The 25,447-nt window shown below is 70.0% G+C and carries 25 protein-coding genes; 20 read left to right on the forward strand and 5 right to left on the reverse strand.

What is annotated here, in order from left to right; all coding sequences use genetic code 11:
- Window positions 1-105 precede the first annotated feature (105 nt).
- From dop to ABD327_RS22705, 7 genes are all read left to right on the forward strand, one after another.
- On the forward strand, window positions 106-1,623 hold the full coding sequence (gene dop, locus ABD327_RS22675; protein ID WP_344452624.1) for a depupylase/deamidase Dop: 1,518 nt from the start codon (window positions 106-108) through the stop codon (window positions 1,621-1,623).
- Between the two features lie 318 nt (window positions 1,624-1,941).
- On the forward strand, window positions 1,942-2,151 hold the full coding sequence (locus ABD327_RS22680; protein ID WP_344452625.1) for a ubiquitin-like protein Pup: 210 nt from the start codon (window positions 1,942-1,944) through the stop codon (window positions 2,149-2,151).
- 115 nt (window positions 2,152-2,266) lie between these two features.
- Window positions 2,267-3,055, forward strand: coding sequence for an endonuclease VII domain-containing protein (locus tag ABD327_RS22685; RefSeq protein WP_344452626.1), 789 nt, complete (start codon window positions 2,267-2,269; stop codon window positions 3,053-3,055).
- 116 nt (window positions 3,056-3,171) lie between these two features.
- Window positions 3,172-4,014: a proteasome subunit beta gene (prcB, locus tag ABD327_RS22690; RefSeq protein WP_344452627.1), complete on the forward strand. Its 843-nt coding sequence runs from the start codon at window positions 3,172-3,174 to the stop codon at window positions 4,012-4,014.
- A gap of 40 nt (window positions 4,015-4,054) precedes the next feature.
- Entirely contained in the window at window positions 4,055-4,762 is a 708-nt protein-coding gene (gene prcA / locus ABD327_RS22695) for a proteasome subunit alpha (RefSeq protein WP_344452825.1), read from the forward strand.
- A gap of 183 nt (window positions 4,763-4,945) precedes the next feature.
- The gene (pafA, locus tag ABD327_RS22700) at window positions 4,946-6,304 is read left to right on the forward strand and encodes a Pup--protein ligase (protein WP_344452628.1); all 1,359 of its coding nucleotides are present in this window, start codon (window positions 4,946-4,948) and stop codon (window positions 6,302-6,304) included.
- Between the two features lie 199 nt (window positions 6,305-6,503).
- Window positions 6,504-7,346 (forward strand): FKBP-type peptidyl-prolyl cis-trans isomerase, encoded by an 843-nt coding sequence (locus ABD327_RS22705; protein ID WP_344452629.1) that lies wholly within the window; start codon window positions 6,504-6,506, stop codon window positions 7,344-7,346.
- Window positions 7,347-7,383: 37 nt separating this feature from the next.
- On the opposite strand, the gene ABD327_RS22710 is transcribed toward ABD327_RS22705, so the two are convergent.
- Window positions 7,384-8,460, reverse strand: coding sequence for a DUF3866 family protein (locus ABD327_RS22710; RefSeq protein ID WP_344452631.1), 1,077 nt, complete (start codon window positions 8,458-8,460; stop codon window positions 7,384-7,386).
- A gap of 41 nt (window positions 8,461-8,501) precedes the next feature.
- On the opposite strand from ABD327_RS22710, the gene ABD327_RS22715 reads away from it, so the two are divergent.
- The 6 genes from ABD327_RS22715 to ABD327_RS22740 all read left to right on the forward strand — a co-directional run bounded on the left by ABD327_RS22715 (window position 8,502) and on the right by ABD327_RS22740 (window position 14,741).
- A complete protein-coding gene (locus tag ABD327_RS22715) occupies window positions 8,502-9,443 on the forward strand; it encodes a helix-turn-helix transcriptional regulator (protein ID WP_344452632.1) in 942 nt (313 codons plus the stop codon).
- A complete protein-coding gene (locus ABD327_RS22720; RefSeq protein WP_344452633.1) occupies window positions 9,440-10,396 on the forward strand; it encodes a helix-turn-helix transcriptional regulator in 957 nt (318 codons plus the stop codon). Before ABD327_RS22715 ends, ABD327_RS22720 begins: the two co-directional genes overlap by 4 nt.
- A 21-nt stretch (window positions 10,397-10,417) precedes the next feature.
- On the forward strand, window positions 10,418-10,612 hold the full coding sequence (locus ABD327_RS22725) for a hypothetical protein (RefSeq protein ID WP_344452635.1): 195 nt from the start codon (window positions 10,418-10,420) through the stop codon (window positions 10,610-10,612).
- 144 nt (window positions 10,613-10,756) lie between these two features.
- Window positions 10,757-11,044 (forward strand): Sec-independent protein translocase subunit TatA, encoded by a 288-nt coding sequence (gene tatA / locus ABD327_RS22730; RefSeq protein WP_344452636.1) that lies wholly within the window; start codon window positions 10,757-10,759, stop codon window positions 11,042-11,044.
- Between the two features lie 42 nt (window positions 11,045-11,086).
- Complete coding sequence (tatC, locus tag ABD327_RS22735) at window positions 11,087-11,959, forward strand: twin-arginine translocase subunit TatC (RefSeq protein WP_344452637.1); 873 nt, start codon at window positions 11,087-11,089, stop codon at window positions 11,957-11,959.
- A gap of 52 nt (window positions 11,960-12,011) precedes the next feature.
- Window positions 12,012-14,741 carry a DEAD/DEAH box helicase gene (locus tag ABD327_RS22740; protein ID WP_344452638.1) on the forward strand — a complete coding sequence of 910 codons (2,730 nt, stop codon included), beginning with the start codon at window positions 12,012-12,014 and terminating at the stop codon, window positions 14,739-14,741.
- Window positions 14,742-14,819: 78 nt separating this feature from the next.
- Here ABD327_RS22740 and ABD327_RS22745 read toward each other — a convergent pair whose 3' ends face one another.
- From ABD327_RS22745 to ABD327_RS22755, 3 genes are all read right to left on the reverse strand, one after another.
- Complete coding sequence (locus ABD327_RS22745) at window positions 14,820-15,506, reverse strand: Crp/Fnr family transcriptional regulator (protein WP_344452640.1); 687 nt, start codon at window positions 15,504-15,506, stop codon at window positions 14,820-14,822.
- 11 nt (window positions 15,507-15,517) lie between these two features.
- The gene (locus ABD327_RS22750) at window positions 15,518-15,925 is read right to left on the reverse strand and encodes a hypothetical protein (RefSeq protein ID WP_344452641.1); all 408 of its coding nucleotides are present in this window, start codon (window positions 15,923-15,925) and stop codon (window positions 15,518-15,520) included.
- A gap of 111 nt (window positions 15,926-16,036) precedes the next feature.
- On the reverse strand, window positions 16,037-16,951 hold the full coding sequence (locus ABD327_RS22755) for a 5'-3' exonuclease (protein ID WP_344452642.1): 915 nt from the start codon (window positions 16,949-16,951) through the stop codon (window positions 16,037-16,039).
- Between the two features lie 57 nt (window positions 16,952-17,008).
- Between ABD327_RS22755 and ABD327_RS22760 the strand changes: the two genes are divergently transcribed.
- The 6 genes from ABD327_RS22760 (at window position 17,009) to ABD327_RS22785 (ending at window position 23,172) form a co-directional block, all read left to right on the forward strand.
- Entirely contained in the window at window positions 17,009-18,133 is a 1,125-nt protein-coding gene (locus ABD327_RS22760; RefSeq protein ID WP_344452643.1) for a M24 family metallopeptidase, read from the forward strand.
- A gap of 174 nt (window positions 18,134-18,307) precedes the next feature.
- Entirely contained in the window at window positions 18,308-19,618 is a 1,311-nt protein-coding gene (locus tag ABD327_RS22765; protein WP_344452644.1) for an ABC transporter substrate-binding protein, read from the forward strand.
- An 11-nt stretch (window positions 19,619-19,629) separates the two neighbouring features.
- Window positions 19,630-20,934 (forward strand): carbohydrate ABC transporter permease, encoded by a 1,305-nt coding sequence (locus ABD327_RS22770; RefSeq protein ID WP_344452645.1) that lies wholly within the window; start codon window positions 19,630-19,632, stop codon window positions 20,932-20,934.
- Window positions 20,931-21,773 (forward strand): carbohydrate ABC transporter permease, encoded by an 843-nt coding sequence (locus ABD327_RS22775; protein WP_344452646.1) that lies wholly within the window; start codon window positions 20,931-20,933, stop codon window positions 21,771-21,773. Before ABD327_RS22770 ends, ABD327_RS22775 begins: the two co-directional genes overlap by 4 nt.
- A gap of 76 nt (window positions 21,774-21,849) precedes the next feature.
- On the forward strand, window positions 21,850-22,647 hold the full coding sequence (gene thyX, locus ABD327_RS22780) for an FAD-dependent thymidylate synthase (RefSeq protein ID WP_344452648.1): 798 nt from the start codon (window positions 21,850-21,852) through the stop codon (window positions 22,645-22,647).
- 147 nt (window positions 22,648-22,794) lie between these two features.
- Window positions 22,795-23,172, forward strand: a complete 378-nt coding sequence (locus ABD327_RS22785) for a hypothetical protein (protein WP_344452649.1) — start codon at window positions 22,795-22,797, stop codon at window positions 23,170-23,172.
- Window positions 23,173-23,235: 63 nt separating this feature from the next.
- Here the strand turns inward: ABD327_RS22785 and ABD327_RS22790 are convergent, their stop codons facing one another.
- Window positions 23,236-24,498 carry an ABC transporter ATP-binding protein gene (locus ABD327_RS22790; protein ID WP_344452651.1) on the reverse strand — a complete coding sequence of 421 codons (1,263 nt, stop codon included), beginning with the start codon at window positions 24,496-24,498 and terminating at the stop codon, window positions 23,236-23,238.
- A 222-nt stretch (window positions 24,499-24,720) separates the two neighbouring features.
- Here ABD327_RS22790 and ABD327_RS22795 point away from each other — a divergent pair.
- The coding region (locus tag ABD327_RS22795; protein ID WP_344452652.1) for a LacI family DNA-binding transcriptional regulator at window positions 24,721-25,447 on the forward strand (727 nt) is incomplete at its 3' end.

The raw sequence follows: 25,447 nt of genomic DNA on the forward strand, positions 1-25,447 counted from the left end.
CCACGGTCCCCCCCGCTCACCGCGTTCACACACCCGCAACCTGAACCGGCCAAGAACCCGGCGTCGATCAACGAGCCGGGCCACTCTCCCACTAGGCTCGAAGGCATGAGTGTTCGGCGGGTCATGGGAATAGAGACCGAGTACGGCATCTCCGTACCGGGACAGCCCGGTGCCAATGCGATGGTCACCTCCAGCCAGGTCGTCAACGCATACCTCGCGGCATCGGCGGCACGGGCCAGAAAAGCCCGATGGGACTTCGAGGAGGAGAACCCCCTGCGCGACGCGCGCGGGTTCGACCTCGCCAGAGAAGTGGCCGACCCCACCCAGCTCACCGACGAGGACCTCGGCCTCGCCAACGTCATCCTCACCAACGGCGCACGCCTCTACGTCGACCACGCCCACCCCGAGTACTCCGCCCCCGAGGTCACCAACCCCCGGGACGCCGTCCTCTGGGACAAAGCAGGCGAACGCGTCATGGCCGACGCCGCCCAACGGGCCGCCCTCGTCCCCGGCACCCACCCCATCCAGCTCTACAAGAACAACACCGACAACAAGGGCGCCTCCTACGGCTGCCATGAGAACTACCTCATGCAGCGCCAGACCCCCTTCTCCGACATCGTCAAACACCTCACGCCCTTCTTCGTCACCCGCCAGGTCGTCACCGGCGCCGGCCGCGTCGGCATCGGCGCCGACGGCCGCACCCACGGCTTCCAGATCAGCCAGCGCGCCGACTTCTTCGAAGTCGAAGTAGGACTCGAGACCACCCTCAAACGCCCCATCATCAACACCCGCGACGAACCCCACGCCGACCCCGAGAAATACCGGCGCCTCCACGTCATCATCGGAGACGCCAACATGAGCGAGGTCTCCACCTACCTCAAGACCGGCACCACCGCACTCGTCCTCGCCATGATCGAAGACGGCTTCCTCACCGCGGACCGCTCCATCGAGGGCCCCGTCGCCGCCCTGCGCGCCATCTCCCACGACCCCACCTGCAAACACCAGATCACCCTCCGCGACGGCCGCAAGATGACCGCCGTCCAACTGCAGATGGAATACCTCGAGCAGGCCCGCAAATACGTCGAGGACAAGTACGGCGCCGACACCGACGAGATGACCAAGGACGTCCTCGACCGCTGGGAGTCCGTGCTCACCCGCCTCGGCGACGACCCCATGCAGCTCTCCCGCGAACTCGACTGGGTCGCCAAACTCGAACTCCTCGAGGGCTACCGCAGCCGCGACGGCCTCGACTGGTCCCACGCCCGCCTGCACCTCGTCGACCTGCAGTACTCCGACATCCGCCCCGACCGCGGCCTCTACAACCGCCTCGTCGCCCGCGGACGCATGGAACGCATCCTCACCGAGGACCAGGTCACCGACGCCATCGAGAACCCGCCCGAGGACACCCGCGCCTACTTCCGCGGCCGCTGCCTCGCCCAGTACGCCGACAGCGTCGCCGCCGCCAGCTGGGACTCCGTCATCTTCGACGTCCCCGGCCGCGACTCCCTCCAGCGCGTCCCCACCCTGGAACCGCTCCGCGGCACCAAGAGCCACGTGGGCGCCCTCCTGGACCGCTGCCGCACAGCCGCCGAACTCGTCTCCATCCTCGCCGGAGAAGGCTGACCGGCCCCTTCGCCCGCTATACCGCCCTCAGGGCCCCGTACCACCCGTACGGGGCCCTGAGGCATTCTCAGCCCTTTCCCGAGCGGCTTTCGCGGGAACATCGCCCCTCCCGGCACCGGCCGCCGGAGGGGACCGCTGGGACCTCGCCGGTCTTGTGGTTTGTTCGCCCGTTTCAGAGACCCGATTAGAGGCGATAACCGTAACGACCCTCCGGGCCATCCGCTGAGGGCGGAAACACGCGCCCTCCGTCGCGGGACGGCCGCGGGTAGGGTCGGCGTAACGCGACGGCGTAACGCGGCACGTACGGGAGGAGCCCCAATGGCCACCAAGGACACCGGCGGACAGAAGCAGACCACCCGCCAGACCGAAGAGGTCGAAGAGACCACGACCGAAGCCTCTTCCGACGTTCAGGAGCGCCAGGAGAAGCTCTCGGACGATGTCGATGCAATTCTGGACGAGATAGACGAAGTGCTCGAAGAGAACGCAGAGGACTTTATCCGATCTTACGTGCAAAAGGGTGGAGAATAGATAATATGTCCGATTCGTTTCGGATGTAGTTATCGTTCCTTCTTTTCTTGGGGCCCGCCGGGGGATTCTTTGAATTCCCCGGCGGGCTCTTTTCTGTTGGCTTACTCTCCCTGGCATGAACGATCAGGAAGCGGGCACCAAGTGGTGCACAGGATGTGAAGAGGGCAAACCGGTCTCGGCATTCGGCGTCGACCGGCGTCAGAGCGACGGGCTCGCACGCCAATGCAAGCCGTGCGCCAATGAGGCGGCTCGCGTCAATCGCCGTAAGCGGCTGGAGGGACGGGGGAGGGTGGTCAGGGAGCCCGCCTCTTTGGAGGGGATGCCGGTGAACGGTAAGAAATGCCCTGACTGTGTCGAAGTCAAGCCGGTCGAGGCGTTCGGCCTGAACAAGACGAACCGGGACGGGCGAGCGGCCTACTGCAAGCCCTGTGCGCGCCGACGTTCCCAGGAGGGGTACCGGGAGAGGCTCTCCCGGAAGGGAATCGCGGTTCGGGAGAAGTACGAGGTTCCTTCGGGGCACAAAAGGTGCCCTTCGTGTGCGGAGGTCAAGCCGCACTCCGAATGGCACCGGGCGAGGGTGAACTCCGACGGTTTCGCTTCCGAGTGCAAGTCGTGCCGGAAGGAGCGGGGTGCGAGGGAGCACCTGAAGCGCTCCTACGGGCTGACGCCCGAGGATGTGCGGAAGATGTCCGAGTTCCAGGACGGGCTGTGCGCGATCTGCTGCGAGGGGCCGGCCGAGCACGTCGACCATGATCATGAGACGGGCGAGGTGCGGGACCTCCTGTGCTTCAACTGCAACACGATGCTGGGGAAGGCCGGCGACGACTGGAGGCGGCTGCAGAGGGCTCAGTCGTACCTGCTGTGGCACAAGCTGGGTCACATTCCGGTTGCGGAAGGGCTCTGAGGGTTCCAGGTGGTTCGCCATGAGCGGACTCGGGGAAGATCTCGCGGCATGCGCAGCGCGGTCAAATGTCAGTAGGGTCAAGGCAGGTTCTACCGGCGTGCTGGGGAAGGAGTCGCATGGCGTCCGTGCCGATGAGCGGTGGTCTTCCGGGGGTCTTCATGAACTCGGGAACGTCGTCTTTCGCTGACTTTGTGGGGGCCTACCGGCCTGAGATGCTCCCCGGGAACCGGGTGGTGCAGGGGGGTGCGGAGCGGTTGGACATCCCGCACGCGACGACGATCGTGGCGGTGACGTTCCCGGGCGGCGTGATCATGGCGGGCGACCGCCGGGCGACGGCGGGCAACGTGATCGCCCAGCGGGACATCGAGAAGGTTTTCCCGGCCGACGAGTACTCGGCGGTGGCGATCGCCGGGACCGCCGGGATCGGCCTGGAGATGACCCGGCTGTTCCAGGTGGAGCTGGAGCACTACGAGAAGATGGAGGGCCGCCTGCTCTCGCTGGAGGGCAAGGCGAACCGGCTGGCGACGCTGATCCGGGGGAACCTGGGGATGGCGATGCAGGGCCTGGTGGTGGTGCCGCTGTTCTCAGGTTACGACCTGGAGCGCGGGGTCGGCCGGATCTTCTCCTATGACGCGGCGGGCGGCCGGTACGAGGAGCACGACTACCACTCGATCGGATCGGGTTCGGTGTTCGCGAAGGGTTCGCTGAAGAAGTTGTGGCGGCCGGACCTGTCGCGCGAGGACGCGGCGCTGGTGTGCGTGCAGGCGTTGTACGACGCGGCGGACGACGACTCGGCGACGGGTGGCCCGGACCTGACGCGGGGGATCTTCCCGGTGCTGGCGGAGATCACCGATGAGGGGTACCGGCGGGTGCCGGACGGTGATGTGGGCGAGCTGGCGCGGGCCGTGGTCGAGGCCCGGCATGGTGCGCCGGGCGGTCCGAACGCCCCGTTGCGGTAGCGGTTCCGGTAATCCCCCAAGGAGGTCTCAGAAGATGACGATGCCGTTCTACGTGGCGCCAGAGCAGCAGATGAAGGACCGCGCGGACTACGCGCGGAAGGGGATCGCGCGGGGCCGTTCGGTGGTGGTCCTGCAGTATGACGACGGGATCCTGTTCGTGGCGGACAACCCCTCGAGGGCGTTGCACAAGATCTCGGAGATCTACGACCGGATCGCGTTCGCGGCGGTCGGGAAGTACAACGAGTTCGAGCAGCTGCGTCTGGCGGGTGTGCGCTACGCGGATGTGAACGGTTACATGTACGACCGTTCGGATGTGACGGCGCGGGGTCTGGCGAACGCGTACGCGCAGAGCCTGGGTGCGATCTTCACGGAGCAGACGAAGCCGTATGAGGTGGAGCTGGTCGTGGCGGAGGTCGGTGACGACGCGGAGAGCGATCAGATCTACCGGTTGACGTTCGACGGGTCGGTCGCGGACGAGCACGGGTTCGTGGCGATGGGCGGTGCGGCGGACGCGGTGGCGACGGCTCTGAAAGAGCGCTACCGGGATGGTGAGAGCCTGGCGGAGGCGATGCAGATCGCGGTGTACGCGTTGCAGCAGCAGGACGCCGAGCGGGTTCTGGAGGCGGAGAAGCTGGAGGTCGCGGTGTTGGATCGCAACCGGGATCGCCGGTTGTTCCGGCGGTTGCCGGCTTCGCGGATCGATGAGCTGCTGGCGTCGTCGCGGGGGGATGCTCCGGCGGAGGGTTGAGGCGGCTGATCGGCTGAGAGCTCGGTCACCCGGGGTCGTCCGGGGCGGTTTTCCGTCCGGGGCGGCCCTGTCGCGTTTTTTTATGACGGTATTCGAAGGTTTCGTGGGAGATTTACGGGGCGCCCGTGAGAATGGGGGCTCGAGGCACTGCCATTCGGGGCCGTGGCCGCATAGGGTCGAAGTGTGGACAGGCGCATTTTCGGGCTCGAGAACGAGTACGGGGTCACCTGCACCTTCCGCGGGCAGCGGCGGTTGTCACCTGATGAGGTGGCGCGTTATCTGTTCCGTCGGGTGGTGTCATGGGGCCGGAGCAGCAACGTGTTCCTGCGGAACGGGGCGCGGCTCTATCTGGACGTCGGCAGTCATCCTGAGTATGCGACGCCTGAGTGCGACAGCGTGATCGATCTGGTCACGCACGACAAGGCGGGTGAACGGATCCTGGAGGGTCTTCTGGTGGACGCCGAGCGGCGTCTGCGGGAGGAGGGCATCGCCGGGGACATCTATCTGTTCAAGAACAACACCGATTCGGCGGGCAACTCCTACGGCTGTCATGAGAACTATCTCGTGGGCCGGCACGGGGAATTCGGCCGGCTGGCGGACGTGCTCATTCCGTATCTGGTGACGCGGCAGATCATCTGTGGTGCGGGCAAGGTGCTGCAGACGCCGAGGGGCGCGGTGTACTGCGTCTCGCAGCGGGCGGAGCACATCTGGGAGGGCGTGTCGAGTGCGACGACGCGGTCTCGTCCGATCATCAACACGCGGGATGAGCCGCACGCGGACGCGGAGCGGTTCAGGCGGCTTCATGTGATCGTGGGCGACAGCAACATGTCGGAGACGACGATGCTGCTGAAGGTCGGGGCGACCGATCTGGTGCTGCGTATGATCGAGGCCGGGGTGGTGATGCGGGATCTGACGCTGGAGAACCCGATCCGGGCGATCCGGGAGGTCTCGCATGACATGACGGGGCGCAGGAAGGTGCGTCTGGCCAACGGCAGGGAGGCGTCGTCGCTGGAGATCCAGCGGGAGTATTTCTCCAAGGCGAAGGACTTCATGGATCGGCGGGGTCCGGATCCGACGGTGCAGCGGGTGCTGGAGCTGTGGGACCGGACGCTGACGGCGGTGGAGACGGGTGACCTGGACATGGTGGCCCGGGAGATCGACTGGGTGACGAAGTACCAGCTCATCGAGCGGTACCGGCACAAGTACGATCTGCCGTTGTCGAGTCCGCGGGTGGCGCAGCTGGATCTGGCGTACCACGATGTGCACCGTAACCGCGGGTTGTACTACCTGCTGGAGAAGCGGGGCGCGGTGGAGCGGATCACGAAGGATCTGGCGATCTTCGAGGCGAAGTCGGTGCCGCCGCAGACGACCCGTGCGCGTCTTCGCGGGGAGTTCATCAAGAAGGCGCAGGAGAAGCGCCGTGACTTCACGGTGGACTGGGTGCATCTGAAGTTGAACGATCAGGCGCAGCGGACGGTGCTGTGCAAGGACCCGTTCCGTTCGGTGGACGAGCGGGTCGACAAGCTGATCGCGGGCATGTAGTCGAGGACGGGCTGTTTTTACCGGGATGTAACCCTCGTTCAAAGAGTTACGTGCCGGTAGGGTTGCAGCCCGTCCTTGTATTAGTGACCCGAGGTATCCGTTGATGCGTCGTTTTGTCAGGTTGCTGGCTGTTCCTCTGCTGCTGGCCGTGTCGTTGACCGCTTGCGGGGGAGATGGTCCTGCCGAGCCTGAGGTGGCGGTGGACGGGGAGTTCGGGAAGCTGCCCCAGGTGAAGTTCCCCAAGGGCGAGGCGCCGTCCGGCGAGTTCGAGCTGGAGACGCCGATCGAGGGCTCGGGCCGGAAGGTCGCCGAGGGCGATCTGGTGGTGGCGAACTACGTCGGCTACAGCTGGAAGCCCGAGGGCACCTCGGTGCTGATCGGCAGCAGTTATCAGGGTGGGGTCCCGTCGTCCTTCCCGACCTGGAACCTGGTGCCGGGCCTGAAGCGGGCGCTGGTGGGCGCGAAGGTCGGTTCCCGGGTGGTGGCGGTGATCCCGCCGGCGGACGGCTACGGGGACAAGGGGGCCGCGCGGCTGCAGATCGGCGGTGAGGACTCCCTGGTCTACGTGCTGGACGTGGTCGCGGCGCACGCCAAGGACGCCTCGGTGGCGTCGCCTTCCGGTTTCCAGGAGCAGGGCCTGCCCGAGGTGTCGGCGGGCGCGGTGCCGACGGTGAAGGTGCCGAAGGGCGCGGCGCCCGGGAAGCTGACCGTCAAGACCCTGAAGCAGGGGATCGGCGATGAGGTGGGCGCGGGCCGGCTGGTGGCGATCCAGTACGTGGGCGCGCTGTGGCGGGACGGGAAGGTCTTCTCCTCGTCGTGGTCGGACGGGAAGGCGTACTCCACGGTGATCGGGCAGGGCCTGGTCATCAAGGGCTGGGACGAGGCGCTGGTGGGTCAGAAGGCGGGCAGCCGCCTGCTGGTGGTGGCGCCGCCGGACATGGCGTACGGCGCCGAGGACCTGAAGGTGAAGGGGCTGCCGAAGTACGGCATCAAGGCGAACGACACCCTGGTCTATGTGATCGACGTTCTCGGGGTCTACTGAGGGCCGGGCGGACCGGCGGTCCGGTCCGCCCGGGGCCTCACAGGAGCGAGGCGGTGTGGCGTCCGGCGGCGGCGCAGGCGAGGAAGTACTCCAGGTCGCCGTCGAGCCGCCTGCCCATGGTGGACATGCGCACGCCCCATGCCTTCTCGTCGGCGCGCAGGGCTTCCTCGAGGCCGTCGACGGGCACGGGGACGAGGTCGTGGCGTTCGGCGAGGGGTTCGGCCTGCGCGGCGACCCCGGCGCCGAATGCGCCGGGCAGCAGGGGCACGGGCACGTCGGCGCGGGCCAGGGCGACGCGTCCGTAGGCGGTGAGGCTGTGGTGGGAGATCCCCTGGTGGCGTTCGCGCGCGTCGCCGGAGCTGACCCGCAGTGAGGCGACGGGTCTTCCGCCGAGCACGGCGGCGGCGTTGACGGCCTCTCCGGCGGAGACTCCGGAGAAGCCCCAGCGGGTGCCGGTGCCGAGGTTGCCGGGCCCCTGGGCGAGGATGATCACGTCGGCGTCCAGGACGAGGCGGGCGGCGAGCAGCCCGGTGTGGACGGTGACGGTCTCGAGGTCGCCGCCGAAGGCCTGTCCGACGGTGACGCAGGCGGCCAGGACCCCGGCCTCCTTGAGCTGGGCGATGGACATGGAGAACCAGGACGGCAGCGCTCCGCCGTCGGGCATGACGTAGACGGCGCGGGTTCCGGGCCGCTCCAGGAGCAGCCCGGACAGCAGGGCGGGGAGCGCGGAGTGCAGGTCGGCGACGAGGACGGGGGCGCCGTCCAGGGAGTCGGCCTCGGCGAGCAGCTCGTGGTGGGGGGAGTCCTGCTCGTCGGCGCCCAGGACGGTGGCCTGCAGGGGGGTGTAGCGGGCCTTGACGAGGTGGCCGGGGCCGGTCGGGTCGGGCGGGAGCCGGTCGGGGACGGCGACGACCATGGCGTAGCCGCCGGTGCCCAGCCCCATCGCCAGGGCGGTGGTGTTGAGCAGGACGGTGTCGCCCGGCTCGGGTCTGCCCACGAGGGCGGGGTAGGCCAGGGCCCTGGCGGGCTCCCCGTCGACCGTCACCCGGAGTTCGACCGCTCCGGGCCATTCCCGCCGGATCTCTTCCACTCTGCCTTTGCGCCATCGGATCACGCTCTAGACGGTAGCGTTCTGGGGGAGGGAGGTGGTGCGGAATGTCGCGGCGTAAAACCGATCGTCTGCTGCATCTGGTCGTGTGCCTGCTGGCGACCCGGCGGTATCTGACGGCGGCGCAGATCAGGCGGGCGGTCCCGGGGTACCCGGAGTCCGACGAGGCGTTCAAGCGCATGTTCGAGCGGGACAAGGAGGAGCTCCGCGAGCTGGGCATTCCGCTGGAGGTCGGCGCCGAGGAGGAGGAGACCGGCTACCGGATCCCGCCGCAGGCCTACGAGCTGCCGGAGCTGCACCTGACGTCGGACGAGGCGGCGGTGCTGGGCCTGGCGGCGCGGGTGTGGCAGCAGGCGAACCTGGCGGAGGCGGCTTCGGGCGCGCTGTTCAAGCTGAGGGCGGCCGGGATCGAGACCGACCCGGAGGGCGCCTCGGTGCTGGAGCCCCGGGTGGGCGCTGACGAGCCGGCGTTCCCCGCCCTGTACGAGGCGGTGCGGGACGGCCGGGTGGCGTCGTTCGAGTACCGGACGATGGGGCGCAGCGAGCCGCAGCGCAGGCTGGTGGAGCCGTGGGGGCTGACGTCGCGGCGGGGCCGCTGGTATCTGGTGGGGCACGACCGGGTGCGCCGGGCGCCCCGGGTGTTCCGGCTCAGCCGTGTGCTGGGCGAGGTCGTGGCGCGGGGCCCGGCCGGCGAGGTGAAGGTCCCCGAGGACGTCGACATCCGGAAGATCGCTTTCGAGCGGGAGGAGCGTCCGGTGGAGCGGCGTGCGGCGCGGGTGCGCCTGCGCCGGGGCCGGGCGCTGGGCGTGCGGCGCTGGGCGGTGGGGATCACCCAGGTCGACGAGGTCTGGGACGAGGCGGAGCTGCACGTGTGGGATGTGGAGTTCCTGGCGGCGAGCCTGGCGCGGTTCGCCGACGACGTGCTGGTGGTGGAGCCGCCGGACCTGCGGGAGGCCGTGATCCGGCAGTTGAAGGGGGTGCTGTCGTGAAGTCGACGTCGACTTCGGCGGACAGGTTGACGCGGTTGCTGGCGCTGGTGCCGTACGTGGTGTCGCGGGAGACGGTCGGCCTGACAGAGGCGGCCGAGGCCTTCGGGATCACCGAGCGGCAGCTGCGGGACGATCTGAACCTGCTGTGGTGTCTGGAGCTGCGCTCGCCCGATCCGTACTGCCCGATCGACCTGTCGTACGAGGGCGGGGAGATCACGGTCAGCGAGGCGGAGTCGATCAGCAGGCCGCTGCGGCTGGGCGCGGACGAGGCGGCGGCGCTGCTGGTGGCGCTGCGGATGCTGGCGGAGCTGCCGGGCGCGGCCGAGCGCGACGCGCTGACCCGGTTGATCGCCAAGCTGGAGGCGGCGGCGGGGGAGGCCGCGGCGGCGGCGAGGCAGCTGTCGGTGGACGTGGACCGCAGGACGGGTTCGCTGGGCGTGGTGCAGCGGGCGTTGCGGGAGGATCGTCGCCTGCGGATCACGTACTACGTGGCGGGCCGGGACGAGAACACCGTCCGGCAGGTGGATCCGATGCGGGTGCTGGTGGTCGACGGCCGCACCTACCTGGAGGGCTGGTGCCGCCGCGCGGAGGCGGTGCGGCTGTTCCGGATGGATCAGATCCTGGAGGCCGAGGTGCTGGAGTTCCCGGCGGAGGTGCCGGCCGGGGCCGAGCGCCGGGATCTGGACGGCGGCCTGTTCCAGGCGTCCGCCAGTGATGTGCGGGTGACGTTGGAGCTGACGCCGTCGGGCCGCTGGGTGGCCGACTACTACCCGTGCGAGCGGGTGGAGGAGCTGGGCGAGGGGCGGCTGCGGGTGGTGCTGCTGACGTCCGACCCGCGTTGGGTGCGGTCGCTGGCGCTGCGGCTGGGCGAGCAGGGCCGGGTGGTGGAGCCGGCGGAGCTGGGCGGGCGGATCAGGCAGGACGCGGAGCGGGCCCTGGCCCTGTACGCGTGAGTGTTGCGCTACCGTTCAGGTGTGGCTTGGGCGATGGTGTCGGTGGTGCTGGGGTTCGTCGGGTTGGCCGTGCTGTTCTACGCGGCCTTCCGGGTGTTCGTGAGCACCCGGGGGCTGGGCCGCGAGGTGGAGCGCACCCGTCGGCGGCTGGAGCCGCGGCAGCGCGAGCTGCAGCGCAGGGTCGACGGATGGAAGGCCCGGACCGGGGATCGTTAACCGGATGTCCCGCATAGGATGCCGATGCGACGTTGACCTGGGTGAAAAGACAAGGAAAGTGCAGGATTTACCGGGCGGACACGCTGTATTACCGTGTGGTGGGCGTAGCATCGACCGAAGTAGACCTGCTGAAATGAGGATTCCATGGGTTCGTTGGGTTGGCCTGAGCTTCTGCTCATCGCCGTTGTGATCATGGTGCTGTTCGGTTCCAAGAAGATGCCGGACGCAGCGCGCTCCCTGGGCCGTTCGCTGAGGATCTTCAAGTCCGAGACCAAGGGCCTGGTGGGCGACGACGCCAAGGACAAGTCGGCCGCGCCCGCGCAGCCCGCTCCCGCCCCCGCGCAGCAGCAGATCCCTCCGGCGCAGCCGGTCGACGGGACCACGTTGAACGGTGTGCCGGTCAGCCAGGACCAGGCGAACCGCCCCTCCTGACCGCTTCTCCCCGCTGTCGACCGAACCGAATCTAGGATGAGGATGAGCAGGCTTCCGGACAACCCCGATGGCCGCATGCCGCTCCTCGACCATCTGCGCGAGCTGCGCAACCGCGTGATCAAGGCCATGCTCGGCCTGCTCGCCGGCATGGTCGTCGGCTGGCTGGTCAAGGAGCAGGTCTGGGACATCCTGCGCGATCCCTTCTGCGCGGTGCCGCAGTCCCAGGAGCTGAAGGGCGACTCCTGCGCGCTGATCGTCAACGGCATCTTCACCTCGTTCTTCCTGAACGTGAAGATCGCCTTCATCGTGGGCGTGCTGATCTCGTCCCCGCTCTGGCTCTACCAGCTGTGGGCGTTCGTGGCGCCGGGCCTGCTGTCCAAGGAGAAGCGCTGGAGCCTGCTCTTCCTGGCCCTGGCGATCCCGCTCTTCCTGGGCGGCGCGGTGCTGGCCTACTTCACCATCGAGAAGGGCCTGTCGATCTTCCTGGACTTCGCTCCGGAGGACGTGGCGCCGCTCATCACGGTGGACGAGTACCTGGGCTACCTGGTGACCATGCTGCTGGTCTTCGGGCTCGCCTTCGAGCTGCCGCTGCTGGTGAGCATCCTCAACCTGGCGGGCGCCCTCCCGCACAGCACGATCAAGAAGTTCCGGCGCACGATCGTCTTCCTGATCTTCGTGTTCGCGGCGGTCGCCACGCCGAGCCCCGACCCGTTCACGATGCTCGCGCTGGCGGCGCCGGTGGTGGTCCTGTACGGGCTGGCCGACGGGGTGGCCTTCCTGGTGGACCGGCGCAGGGCCAAGCAGCCCTCGCTGTACGAGGGCCTGGCGGACGACGAGACCTCGGTGATCGAGGCGGAGCCGTTCGACATCGGCGAGCCGATCGGGCCGCCGGGCGAAGGCCGTGTGAAGAGTTAAGATCAGAAAACCCGGTGGGAATCGGGCCTGCTGAAACCATAGGCTGGTGGGCATGAGCAGTCCCGCCGAGCGTTACGCGGCCCACAAGAGAAACGTGTCGGAGAACGGGCCCGCCCTGCGGGAGTTCCAGGGCCTGTACGACTTCGACCTCGACGAGTTCCAGCTCCAGGGCTGCCGTGCCCTGGAGAAGGGCCACGGGGTCCTGGTCGCCGCTCCCACCGGTTCGGGCAAGACGGTGGTGGGGGAGTTCGCCGTCCACCTGGCCCTGCGCGAGGGCCGTAAATGCTTCTACACCACCCCGATCAAGGCGCTGTCGAACCAGAAGTACGGCGATCTGCAGAAGCGCTACGGGGCGGCGAACGTCGGCCTGCTGACGGGGGACAACTCGGTCAACGGCGAGGCGCCGATCGTCGTGATGACGACCGAGGTGCTGCGGAACATGCTGTACGCCAAGTCGCAGACCCTGGCGCAGCTCGGCTACGTGGTGATGGACGAGGTCCACTACCTGGCCGACCGGTTCCGCGGCGCGGTCTGGGAAGAAGTGATCATCCACCTGCCGGAGTCGGTGCGGGTGGCGGCGCTGTCGGCGACGGTGTCCAACGCCGAGGAGTTCGGCGAGTGGCTGCAGGCCGTCCGCGGCGACACCACGGTGATCGTCGACGAGCACCGGCCGGTGCCCCTGTGGCAGCACATGATGGTCGGCACCCGGCTGTACGACCTGTTCGTGGACGACGGCCGGGAGGGCCGGCCCAAGGTCAACCCGGAGCTGCGCCGCATCTCCCTGGACGACGTCCGCAAAGCGAAGATCAACAACAGCCGCCGCTCCGGGCGGCGCAGGGACCACCGGCCGGTGCGGTTCCGCCCGCCGGCGCGGCCGGACGTGATCCAGCGCCTGGACCGGGCCGGGCTGCTGCCGGTGATCACCTTCATCTTCAGCCGGGCCGGCTGCGAGGCGGCGGTGGAGCAGTGCCTGCACACGGGGCTGCGGCTGACCTCCCGGGAGGACGCCCAGCTGATCCGCAGGCTGGCCGAGGAGCGCACCGCCGACATCCCCGAGGCCGACAAGCTGGTCCTCAACTACCACAACTGGCTCGCCGGGCTGGAACGCGGCATCGCCGCCCACCACGCGGGCATGCTCCCGGTGTTCAAGGAGGTCGTCGAGGAGCTGTTCGCCCGCAACCTGATCAAGGCGGTGTTCGCCACCGAGACCCTGGCACTGGGCGTGAACATGCCGGCCAGGACCGTGATGATCGAGAAGCTCGACAAGTGGAACGGCGAGCAGCACGTCGACCTGACCCCGGGGGAGTACACCCAGCTGACGGGGCGGGCCGGGCGGCGCGGCATCGACGTGGAGGGCCACGCGGTGGTGCTCTACCAGCCGGGCATGGAGCCGGGCTCGGTCGCGGGGCTGGCCTCCACCCGCACCTACCCGCTGAACTCCAGCTTCCGCCCGTCCTACAACATGGCGGTGAACCTGGTCGGCGCGGTCGGCCGGGAGCGGGCGGCGACGCTGCTGGAGGAGTCCTTCGCCCAGTTCCAGGCGGACCGGGCCGTGGTCGGCCTGGCCCGGCAGCTGCGCAAGGCCGAGGAGGCGATGGAGGGGTACGCCGAGGCGGCGGAGTGCCACCTGGGCGACTTCATGGAGTACGCGGCGCTGCGCCGCGCCCTGTCGGACGCCGAGTCGGCGCTGTCGCGGGAGCGCGCGGGGTCGCGGCGCCTGGAGGTGGCGCGGTCGCTGGAGCGGCTGCGTCCCGGGGACGTGGTACTGGTGTCTGCGGGCCGCACCACCGGCGCGGCGCTGATCCTGGACACCGGGGTGGCCAAGCGCTCCGACGGGCCGGCCCCGCTGGTGCTGCTGGACAGCCGCCAGGTCAAGCGGTTGACGATGGCCGACTTCGGGGCCCCGGCCGAACCCGTCGAGCGGATCAAGATCCCCAAGTGGTTCAGCCCGCGCAACCCCCAGCACCGCAAGGACATGGCGGCGACGCTGCGCGAGAAGGTGCCGTACGCCGAGGTGAAGCGGCACCGTCCGCGCGGCGGCGGCTCCGAGGGCGACGACGGCGAGATCCAGCGGCTGCGCACGAAGCTCAAGCAGCACCCCTGCCACGGCTGCGACCAGCGCGAGGACCATGCCCGCTGGGCCGAGCGGTACTTCCGCACCGAGCGGGAGACGACCGGGCTGCGGCGCCGGGTGGAGTCGCGCTCGCAGGTGATCGCGCGGACGTTCGACCGGGTGTGCTCGGTCCTGGACCAGCTGGGCTACCTCAAGGACGGGCGGGTCACCGACGAGGGCAGGCGATTGGGCCGGATCTACTCCGAGCTGGACCTGCTGACCGCCGAGTCGCTGCGGGAGGGCCTGTGGGACGGGCTGGGCCCGGCCGAGCTCGCGGCGTGCGTGTCGGCGCTGGTGTACGAGTCGCGGCAGCCCGACGACGCGGCGCCGCCGAAGGTCCCGCCGGGCACCAGGGAGGTCCTGACCCGCATGGTGCGGCTGTGGGGCGAGCTGGAGAACGTGGAGAAGGACAACCAGGTGTCCTTCCAGCGGGAGCCCGACCTGGGCTTCGCGTGGGCGGCGTACCGCTGGACCGGTGGGGAGGACCTCGACGAGGTGCTGCTCGAGGCGGGGATGACGGCCGGCGACTTCGTCCGGTCGGTCAAGCAGCTGATGGACCTGCTCGGCCAGATCGCGGACGCGGCGGGCCCCGGCCCGGTCAGGGACACCGCGCGCAGGGCGGCCGACGAGATGCGCCGCGGCGTCATCGCCTACTCGAGCATCACCTGACGCCGGGAACACGGGGGTTCCCAGGCTCCCGTACCCCCGTTTTTCTTACTGTGTAAAGGCGAGGGCTCCTGAAGGTCTTCAGGAGCCCTCGTAGGTCTCGGCGTGGGCGCGCAGCCCGTCGGGGTCCAGGATCGTGGTGCGGCGCCAGCCGGTCTCCACGAACCCCAGCTCGCGCCACTCGCGCAGCGCGCGGGCGACGGTCTCGCGGGAGGAGTCCACGCAGCTGCCCAGCTCCGCCTGGGACAGCGGCGGGATCCGCACCCCGCCCTCGGGGCGGGCCTGCCCGCTGTCGGCCGCGAGCCGCAGCATGAACACCGCCAGCCGGGCCGCCCCGAACCGGCCGCCCAGCGCCATGATGCGCTCGTCGGACTGGTTCAGGCGCCGGCTGAGCGATCCGAACACCTTGGGCCAGGCGCCGGGGTGCTCGTTGAGGAAGCCGTTGAACCGGCCCCGGGGCACCGACAGGGCGGTCACCCCGTGCAGGGCGGTGACGGTCGCGGTGCGGTCGGTCTCGGCGAGCAGGCCGGCCTCCCCGATCAGGTCGCCGGGGCCGCGCACCGCGATCACGCACTCGTGGCCGTTCTCGTCGGTCTTCCAGACCTTCACCCAGCCCTCGCGGAGGATGAGCATGTGGTCGGGGGGCTCGCCCTGGTAGCACAGGTGCTCGCCGGGGCGGTACCGGCGGATCCGGCAGCCGCGCAGCAGGTTCTCGCGGGCGGCGGGATCCAGGCTGCTCCAGAACGTCTGGCGGGATGAGTCCGGCATCGGTCCTCCGATCAGTGCGCCACCAGCTGGACGGCCACGGTCCAGAGGGCGAACGCCGCGCCGGTCCCGTAGGTCCACAGGCGGGCGCGGAAGGTCCAGAACTGCCGGGTCTCGATCCCGGCCAGGAGCTGGACGCGGTCGGCCGTCGAGCCGATCGAGGAGGAGGCGTGGTCCAGCAGCAGCACGATCCGGGTGCCGGCGGCCAGCAGTGGGAGCACCAGCGCGCCCAGCCCGAGCTGGGCGGGGGAGATCGGCGCCCCGGCCAGCAGCACCACCTGGATCAGCAGGCCGAGTGCCATCGTGGTGACGGCCCAGCCGGCCAGCGCGGTGTCGTGGTTGGAACGCTGGACGGCCCGGGTCAGTTCGGCGGGGGAGACGTCGGGTCGGGTGAAGGTCTCAGGGGTCTGGAGCACGGTCATCTTGGCACCTCTTGGCGCTTCGGGGGTTCTCCCTTGCCAGGGAACACCGTTTCCAGGAGAAAGGTTGCGCCTGCCTGCCCCGATGACCTGTGCCCGATGACACAGGGGGCCTCACAAGGCCGAAATCAGCCTCTTGAGCGGGGACGCCAGGTTCCAGCGGGCGGCCAGCGACTCCAGCTCCGCCGGGTCGCGGGGCTCCGACGGCAGCGTGTCGTCCACCTCGACCGGAAGGTCCGTGACCACCCGGCACACCAGTTCGGCCGGGCCCAGGTAGGCGCGGCCCGCCTCCAGCTTCCTGCGGCTCCCGGCGGGGAAGCCCTCGACGACCCCGGCGTCCAGTGCCTCCAGCACCCCGGCCAGCGACCCGAAGCGGGAGACGAGCGCGGCGGCGGTCTTCTCGCCGATCCCGGGCACGCCCGGCAGCCCGTCGCTGGGGTCGCCGCGCAGGATCGCGAAGTCGGCGTAGGCCCGTCCGGGGATGCCGTACCTGGCCGCGATCTCGTCCTCGCCGAAGACGCCCAGGTTGCGGATGCCCTTGGCGGTGTAGAGGATCCGGACGTCGCGGGAGGCGTCGACCAGCTGGAAGAGGTCGCGGTCGCCCGTCACCACGTCCACCGGGCCCGGGTCCCTGGCCGCGAGCGTGCCGATGACGTCGTCGGCCTCGTAGCCGGGCAGTTCGGCCCGCGGCAGGCCCAGGGCGTCCAGCACCGCGTCGATGACGGGCAGCTGCGGGGTGAGGGTGTCGGGGGTCTCCTCGACGGAACCCTCGGGCGTCTGGGCGGCGACCCGGTGGGCCTTGTAGGAGGGGATCGCCGCGACCCGGAACTGCGGCCGCCAGTCGGCGTCGAAGCAGCACACCAGCCGCTCGGGGCGGTGCTCGTCCACCAGCCGGGCGATCATGTCCAGCAGCCCGCGCACGGCGTTGACCGGCGTGCCGTCGGGTGCCTTCATCGACTCCGGCACCCCGAAGAAGGCGCGGTAGTACAGCGAGGGGGTGTCCAGCAGCATCAGGCGTCCGGCGGGCATGCGCCCACCCTAACCGGATCGGCCGATCACCGCAGGGGCGTCGGTTAGCTTGGGGAGATGATCGACGACGACATGATGCGGCGGCTCTACCCGCCGGAACGCCTGGCCGCGGTGCGCGGCGCGGTGGCGGACGAGGGGCTCGGCGCGGTGCTGCTGACCCCCGGGCCCGACCTGCGGTACGTCAGCGGCTACGACGCGCACCCCCTGGAACGGCTGACCTGCCTGGCCGTCCCGGCGGAAGGCGAGCCGTTCCTGGTGGTCCCACGGCTGGAGCTGCCCGCGGCACAGGCATCTCCAGCCGGGAGGCTGGGGCTGGAGTTCGTGCCGTGGGAGGAGACGGAGGACCCGTACGCGCTGGTCGCCGCGCGGCTGCCCGGCACAGGGGAGGTCGCCGTCGCCGACCAGATGTGGGCGGCGATGGCGCTGCGGCTGCGGGACGCGATGCCCGGAGTGCGGCAGGTCGCCGCGGGCGCGGTGATGCGGCGGCTGCGGATGCGCAAGAGCGCCGCGGAGGTCGAGGCGCTGCGCGAGGCGGGCGCCGCCATCGACCGGGTGCACGCGATGGTGCCCGGCCTCCTGCGGCCCGGCCGCACCGAGCGGGAGGTCGGCCGGGACATCGCCGAGGCGATCCTGGCCGAAGGGCATGTGAGCGTCGACTTCGTCATCGTCGGCTCCGGGCCCAACGGCGCCAGCCCCCACCACGAGCTGTCCGACCGCGTCATCGAGGCCGGCGATCCGGTGGTGGTCGACATCGGCGGGACGATGCCCAGTGGTTACTGCTCGGACTCCACCCGCACCTACGCCGTGGGCACCCCGCCGGAGGAGTTCCAGACGTACTACCGGGTGCTGCTGGAGGCGCAGGAGGCCGCGGTCCGCGCGGTGCGGCCGGGCGTGACGCCCGAGGCCGTGGACGCCGCCGCCCGCGACCTCATCGCCGCCGCCGGGTACGGGGAGTACTTCGTGCACCGCACGGGGCACGGCATAGGGCTGCAGACCCACGAGCACCCCTACATCGTCGCGGGGAACACCGAGCCGCTGGAGCCGGGCATGGCCTTCTCCGTCGAGCCGGGCATCTACCCCGGTGCGCACGGTGCCCGCATCGAGGACATCGTGGTGTGCACCGAGGACGGATTCGAGCGGATGAACACCGTCCCGCGCGAGCTCGTCGTCGTGGACTCCTGAGGCCGAAGGGATTTTCGTTGCGGCGGGCCCTTGCGCTCAGGGGGCTCGCCGCCCGTCTTGATCACTTCTGTAACGATCTCCTCACGAACCACGGGGAGGTAAAGAGGGATCGTGTGACTCGCCGGTAGGGAGGGTACTGAGCCGAAACCCGTTAAGAACCCGAGGAGCAAGAGCATGCGCACCCCCCGTTTCATCGGCGTGTCTCTGGCCGCAGGCCTCGTCCTGTCGTCCGCCGCGGCCTGCAGCGACGACGGCGGTGAGGAGACCGCCGCCGCCGACCTCAAGGGCGTCACGCTCGAGGTGGCGGGCCCGTGGTCGGCCGGCGGCGGTGAACAGGCCAACTTCCAGAAGGTGCTCGACGGCTTCGCCGCCGAGACCGGAGCCAAGGTCAACTTCACCTCCAACGGCGACACCCTCATCACCGTCCTGTCGTCCAAGATCCCCGGCGGCGGCCAGCCGGACGTCGCGATGATGCCCAACCAGGGCGCCATCAACGACTTCGCCAAGAAGAACTGGCTGGTCCCGCTCTCGGCGGACACGCAGAAGGCCACGGACGAGAACTTCGCCCCCATCTGGAAGACGCTCGGCACCGTCGGCGGCACCCAGTACGCCGTCTACTTCAAGGCCGCCAACAAGTCGACGGTCTGGTACCGGACCAAGGCGTTCGAGGACGCCGGGGTCCAGCCGCCCGCCACCTGGGCCGACTGGGTGAAGGCGTCCCAGACGATCGCCGACTCCGGCGTCGCGCCGCTGTCGATCGCCGGCGCGGACGGCTGGACGCTGACCGACTGGTTCGAGAACGTCTACCTCTCGCAGGCCGGACCGGACAACTACGACAAGCTCGCCAAGCACGAGATCCCGTGGACGGACGACACCGTCAAGGCCGCGCTGAAGACCCTCGCGGAGCTGTGGGGCAAGAAGGAGTTCATCAACGGCGGCCAGCAGGGCGCGCTGGCCACCGACTTCCCGACCTCGGTCGTCAACACCTTCAAGGACCCCGCCAAGGCGGCGATGGTCTTCGAGGCCGACTTCGTCTCCGGCGTCATCAGCGAGAACACCGAGGCCAAGGTCGGCACCGACGCGCAGTTCTTCCCGTTCCCGGCGGTCGGCGACTCCTCCCCGGTGGTCAGCGGCGGCGACGCGGCGGTCATCCTCAAGGACAGCAAGGGCGCCCAGGAGCTCGTGGAGTACCTGGCCTCGCCCGAGGCGGCCAAGCTGTGGGCCTCGAACGGCGGCATGGTCTCCCCGAACAAGAACCTGGACCTGTCGGTCTACCCCGATGACGTCCAGCGCTCCATCGCCAAGTCCGTCATCGACGCCGGCGACGATGTCCGCTTCGACATGTCCGACCTCGCCCCCGCCTCGTTCGGCGGCACCAAGGGTTCGGGCGAGTGGAAGATCCTGCAGGACTTCCTGAAGAACCCCGCCGACGTGGACGGTGCCGCCGAGGCCCTGGAGAAGGCCGCGGCCAAGGCATTCGAGTAATGGGAGGCCCCGTGACCAAGGGGGCACCCGCCCGTCCGGCCGCGCGTCGCGGCCGGACGGGCCTCATCCGTGCGGGCTTCCTGCTCCCGGCCCTGGTGCTGCTGGGCCTGCTGGTGGTCTACCCGATCGGGTACACCGCGTGGCGCAGCCTCTTCGACGCCGACGGGACGGACTTCGTCGGCCTCGGCAACTACGCGGAGATGTTCACCGACGAGGCGACCTACACCGCGTTGCGCAACAACGTCATCTGGGTGGTCGTCGCCCCGGCGGTCATCACCGTCCTCGGCCTGATCTTCGCGGTGCTCACCGAGCGCGTCCGGTGGGGCACGGCGTTCAAGACGATCATGTTCATGCCGATGGCCATCTCCTTCCTGGCCGCCGGCGTCATCTTCACCCTGGTCTACGACCACTCGCCCGACAAGGGCGTGCTCAACGCCGTCGCGACGGGGGTCCACGACACCTGGGAGGCGCCCTCGCCCTACCCGGGCGCCAGGCCCAGGCCGAACGGGCCGCTGAAGGAGTCGGGAGAGGGAGCCGAGGCGCAGGTCAGGGCGGGTGAGGCCGCGCTGCTGCCGCTGGTCGCCGTCAGCCCCGAGACGCAGGCCGGACTGCGGGACGCCGTTCCCGCCGCGTCCGAGCCCGGCGCGCTGACCGGCACCGTCTGGGTGGACTTCTCTCCGGGCGGCGCGGGTGAGGCCGGCCGGATCGACCCCGGCGAGAAGGGCATGAAGGACCTCGTGGTCCAGGCGGTCGTCGACGGGAAGGTCGTGGCCTCGGCCGAGACCGGACCGGACGGCGCCTTCCGGCTGGAGGGCGTCTCGGGCGACGCGACGGTCCGGCTGCCCGCGGAGAACTTCGCGCCCCGCTACGGCGGGGTCGAGTGGCTGGGCCCCGGCCTGGTCACCCCCGCCATCATCGGCGCCTACGTCTGGATGTGGGCGGGTTTCGCGATGGTGCTCATCGGCGCGGGCCTGGCCGCCATCGACCGGGACGTGCTGGAGGCCGCCCGCACCGACGGCGCGAGCGAGTTCCAGGTCTTCCGCAAGATCACGGTGCCGATGCTCGCGCCGGTGCTCGTCGTCGTGGTGGTCACCCTCGTCATCAACGTGATGAAGATCTTCGACCTGGTGTACGTGCTGGCGCCGGGGCCGGTGCAGCAGGACGCCAGCGTGCTGGCCCTGCAGATGTACGTGCGCTCCTTCGGCGGCAGCGACTCCGACCAGGGTCTGGGCAGCGCGATCGCGATCGTGCTGTTCCTGCTGGTGCTCCCCGCGATGATCTTCAACATCCGCCGCTTCCGGAGGGAGAACACATGAGCGCCAGGCTGGTGCGGCTCGTCGGCCGCGGCTTCCTGCACGCCCTCCTCGTGGTGGTCGCGCTGGTGTGGCTGGTGCCGACGTTCGGCCTGTTCCTCACCTCGCTGAGGACGGTGAAGGACAACAACTCCGGCGGCTGGTGGACGGTGTTCGCCAAGCCCGCGCAGCTCACCCTGGACAACTACGCGAACCTGGTGAAGAACGACACGATCCTGGACGGGTTCGTCAACACGGTCCTCATCGCGGTGCCGTCCACGCTGCTGGTGGTGACGATCGCGGCCCTGGCGGCCTACGCCTTCGCCTGGCTGGAGTTCCCCGGCCGGGACTGGCTGTTCCTCGGCGTGGTCGGCATGCTGGTCGTCCCGGTGCAGATCGGCCTGATCCCGCTGGCCGAGCTGTTCGGCAAGATCGGGATCATGGGCTCGGTCGTCGGCGTGGTGCTGTTCCACGTGGCGTTCGGCCTGCCGTTCGCCATCTTCCTGCTGCGCAACTTCTTCGCCGCGATCCCCGCCTCCCTGCTGGAGGCGGCCCGCATCGACGGCGGCCGCGACTGGACGATCTTCTTCCGGGTCATCCTGCCCCTCGGCCTGCCCGCCATCGCCTCCCTGGGCATCTTCCAGTTCCTGTGGGTCTGGAACGACCTGCTCATCGCCCTGATCTTCGCCGACCGCGACTCCCAGCCCCTGACGGTGGCCCTGCAGCAGCAGACCCGCTCGTTCGGCTCGAGCGTCGACGTGATCTCGGCCGGCTCCTTCCTCTCCCTGATCGTCCCGCTGGCCGTCTTCTTCGGCTTCCAGCGCTACTTCGTCCAGGGAGTCCTCGCCGGCTCCGTGAAGTGAGACAGGCGGCCACCCGCGCCCGCTCCCGCCCCCGGGCGGGAGCGGGCGCTCTAATCTGTCCGTCGGGAGGGGACGGATGAAGAGTGTGGAGCCCGAGGTGTTCCTCGTGTCCAAGCCGCAACTGGACTACGACGAGGTGGCGCGGTACCTGCGGGAGGTCGGGGGCGAGTCGTGGCTGGAACGGCTGGACCGCGGCGACCTGGACGGGGAACTGAACGACCCGCAGAACCTGGCCGAGTTCGCCGGCCGGCTCTGCTACCGGTCATGGGAGCCCGGCCTCAACCCCAACGTCACGCGGGTGCGCACCGACCAGGACGCCTACCTGGCGAACATCCTCGCCAGTCTTCACGGCTCCGTCCTGGAGCACGTGTCCTTCGGGTTCGTCCTGCACAACGTCAGCCGTGTGCTGACCCATGAGCTGGTTCGGCACAGGCCGGGTACGGCGATCTCGCAGGAGTCGCTGCGGTTCGTCCGGCTCGAGGACCTTCCGTTCTGGTTCCCCGAGTGGGCGCGGGAGGATCCGGAGCTGATGGGCAGGGCCACGGAGCTGCTGGAGCGGATGGAGGAGTTCCAGCGGTGGATGGCCGGGCACTTCGGGCTGGACGACGAGGGGGTGGCGTTCGCGGAGAAGAAGCACCGGACGTCGTTCATGCGGAGGTTCGCGCCCGAAGGGGTGGCGACGGGGCTGGTGTGGACGGCGAACGTGCGGACGCTGCGGCACACGCTGGAGACGCGGACGGCCGAAGGCGCCGAGGAGGAGATCCGGCTGCTGTTCGGGCGGATCGGAGAGGTCCTGCGGGCCGAGGCTCCGGCGCTGTTCGGCGACTACGAGGTGGTCGACGGGGCCTGGATCCCGCGCTGGCGCAAGGTGTGATCCTGGTGCGGCGCGGCGGGGTTCCGCCCGCGCAACGAAATCGAAACCTTCTTGTGGATCTTTCTCGGGGGCGGCCGGTTCGGGGGCAGACTCGGCCGGGTACGGCCCTGTCACCGAGTCCCGCCCCCGAGCACACAGGACGACTCATTGCCCCACCTCCCCCCGAACCCGCACAGCCCCTATGCCACCGCTGATCCGGCGTACCGGCACCTGATCCCCGGGCTCTTCGGCGTCCCGCCCGTGCCGGGGACCCTGTGCCGCACCGCCTGCGGGAGCATGGCGGTCGCCCCCTCCGACCTCGCGCGGGACGTCGCCGCCGCCCTGGAGGAGCTGAGCCTGGGGCGGAGCGCGGAGCTTCCCGAAGGGCTCTGCCCCGCCTGCGTCACCGTCGCCACCACCGGCTCCAGGCCCGCCCGTGCCGAACTCAGCCGGTGCGGCGGGTGCGGCGGCAACACCGGGCACGGCGACCTCTGCGCGCGCTGCCGTCAGGAACGCCACGACGAGTGGAGGTCCGCCGGCCCGTAGCCGGAAGGACGTCCGGACACGCGACGGCCCCCGCACCGGGCGGGGGCCGTCACGGACGCCGGTTCAGGCCTTGGCGACGGCCGGGGAGACGCCGAGGCGGCGGGCGGTCTCGGCGGCGTCGGGGTGGCCGACGGCCAGGCCGGTGCCCGCGTCGAAGAAGTGCAGGCGGTGGGTGTCGATGCCCAACTCCAGCTCCTGGCCGGGGCGCACGCGGGAGCGGGCGTTGACCCGGGCGGTCCAGAGCGCCTTGTCCTCCTCCAGCAGCGGCAGCGTGACGTCCTCGCCCTCGCCGTCGGTGGCGTCGCTGGCCAGGTCCTCGGTGTCCTTGTGGGCGACGGGCGGCGCGTCGATCGGGAAGATCACGTTGATCTCGGAGCCGAGCTCCTCGGTCACCCCGGCCTTGACCGGGACGCGGGTCCACTCCGGCTTGGCGTGCTCGGCGTCCTCGAAGTCCGACGGGCGGATGCCGACGATCAGACGGCGGCCCAGGTAGTCCGCCAGCTCCGGCTTGGCCTCGAACACGTCGGCGGGGACGGGCAGCCGGAGGCCGGCGAACTCCACGAACGCCCCGGACGTCTCGCCGGTCAGCTCGGCGTCGGCGAAGTTCATCGACGGGGAGCCGATGAACCCGGCGACGAACAGGTTCACCGGGTGGTCGAACAGGCGCTTGGGGGTGTCGACCTGCTGGAGCTTGCCGTCGCGCAGCACCGCGACGCGGTCGCCCAGCGTCATCGCCTCGACCTGGTCGTGGGTGACGTAGATGGTGGTGACGCCCAGCCGCTCGTGCAGCTGGCTGAGGGAGGCGCGCATCGACACCCGGAGCTTGGCGTCGAGGTTGGACAGCGGCTCGTCCATGAGGAAGGCCTGCGGCTCGCGCACGATCGCCCGGCCCATCGCGACCCGCTGGCGCTGGCCGCCGGACAGGGCGGCGGGCTTGCGCTTGAGGTAGGGCTCGAGGCCGAGCATCTTGGCGGCCTCGGCGACCCGCTTCTTGATCTCGTCCTTGGCGGTGCCCCGCAGCTTCAGGCCGAAGGCGAGGTTCTGCTCGACGGTCATGTGCGGATAGAGGGCGTAGTTCTGGAAGACCATCGCGATGTCGCGGTCCTTGGGCGCCAGGTCGTTGACGATCCGGTCGCCGATCCGCAGAGTGCCGCCGGAGATGTCCTCCAGGCCGGCGATCATCCGCAGCGCGGTGGACTTGCCGCAGCCGGACGGGCCGACCAGCACCATGAACTCGCCGTCCTCGATCTGCAGGCTCAGGCTGTCGACGGCCTTGACCCCGCCCGCGTAGATCTTGTCGATGCCGTCCAGGACGATCTCGGCCATCGTCTTCCCCTTTGGTGGAAACGTTTTCATTCTCAGTTGTGGAGCCAGGAGACGCACCGGGGGTGCCGTCGTCCTCCGTCCGGTATTCACTGTGCAGCCTGCTGGCTTTACTTGTCCAGCCCCAGAGCGGGGGAAACCTTGAAGGTGCTGGGCTGCCGTCTAGAATGGAAACGTTTCCAAAACTGAGGCGTGGAAAGATGTCCGGGACCGGAGGGAGGGTCGATGGGCGGAGCGACCATCAAGGACGTGGCGGCCGCGGCGGGCGTGGGGATCGCGACGGTCTCCCGGGTGCTGTCGGGCTCCGGCCCGGTCAGCGAGGCCGCCAGGCAGCGCGTCCTGGCCGCGGCGAGCGCGCTGGAGTACCGCCCCAGCGCCCTGGGGCGCGGCCTGAGGACCCGGCGCACCGGCGGCATGGGCCTGCTCGTCACCGACGTCGCGGATCCGTTCTGCGCCGAGCTGACCGCCGGGGTCCTGGCGTGCGCCCGCACCCAGGGAGTCCACGTGATCCTGGACGCCACCGGGGAGGACCCGGAGGCGGAGGCCGAGGTCCTCGGCCGGCTCGCCGAGCAGCGGGTCGAAGGCGTCATCGCGATGCCGGTCCAGCGGGATCCGGCCGTCTGGCAGGCGCTCACCCGGCTCGGCCTGGCCGTGGTCTTCGCCGGGCGGACGGTCCCCGGCCTGCCCTCGGCCCCCAGCGTCCTGGCCGACGAGGCCGGGGGAGTGCGTTCGGTGGTGGAGTACCTGACGGGCCTGGGCCACCGCCGCATCGGCTTCCTGGGAGGGCGGGCGGCCGACGGCCTCGCCCAGCGCGAGGAGGCCTTCCGCGCCACCCTGGCCGACCTCGGCCTCACCGCGGAGGAGGACCTCTTCGCCCGGGCCAGGCCGACCGCCGACAGCGCTTACGCCGCCGCCGCGGGCCTCTTCCAGCGCCGCCCGGACCTCACGGCCG

This window comes from Actinocorallia aurantiaca, from assembly GCF_039533685.1.
Classification (GTDB): domain Bacteria; phylum Actinomycetota; class Actinomycetes; order Streptosporangiales; family Streptosporangiaceae; genus Actinocorallia; species Actinocorallia aurantiaca.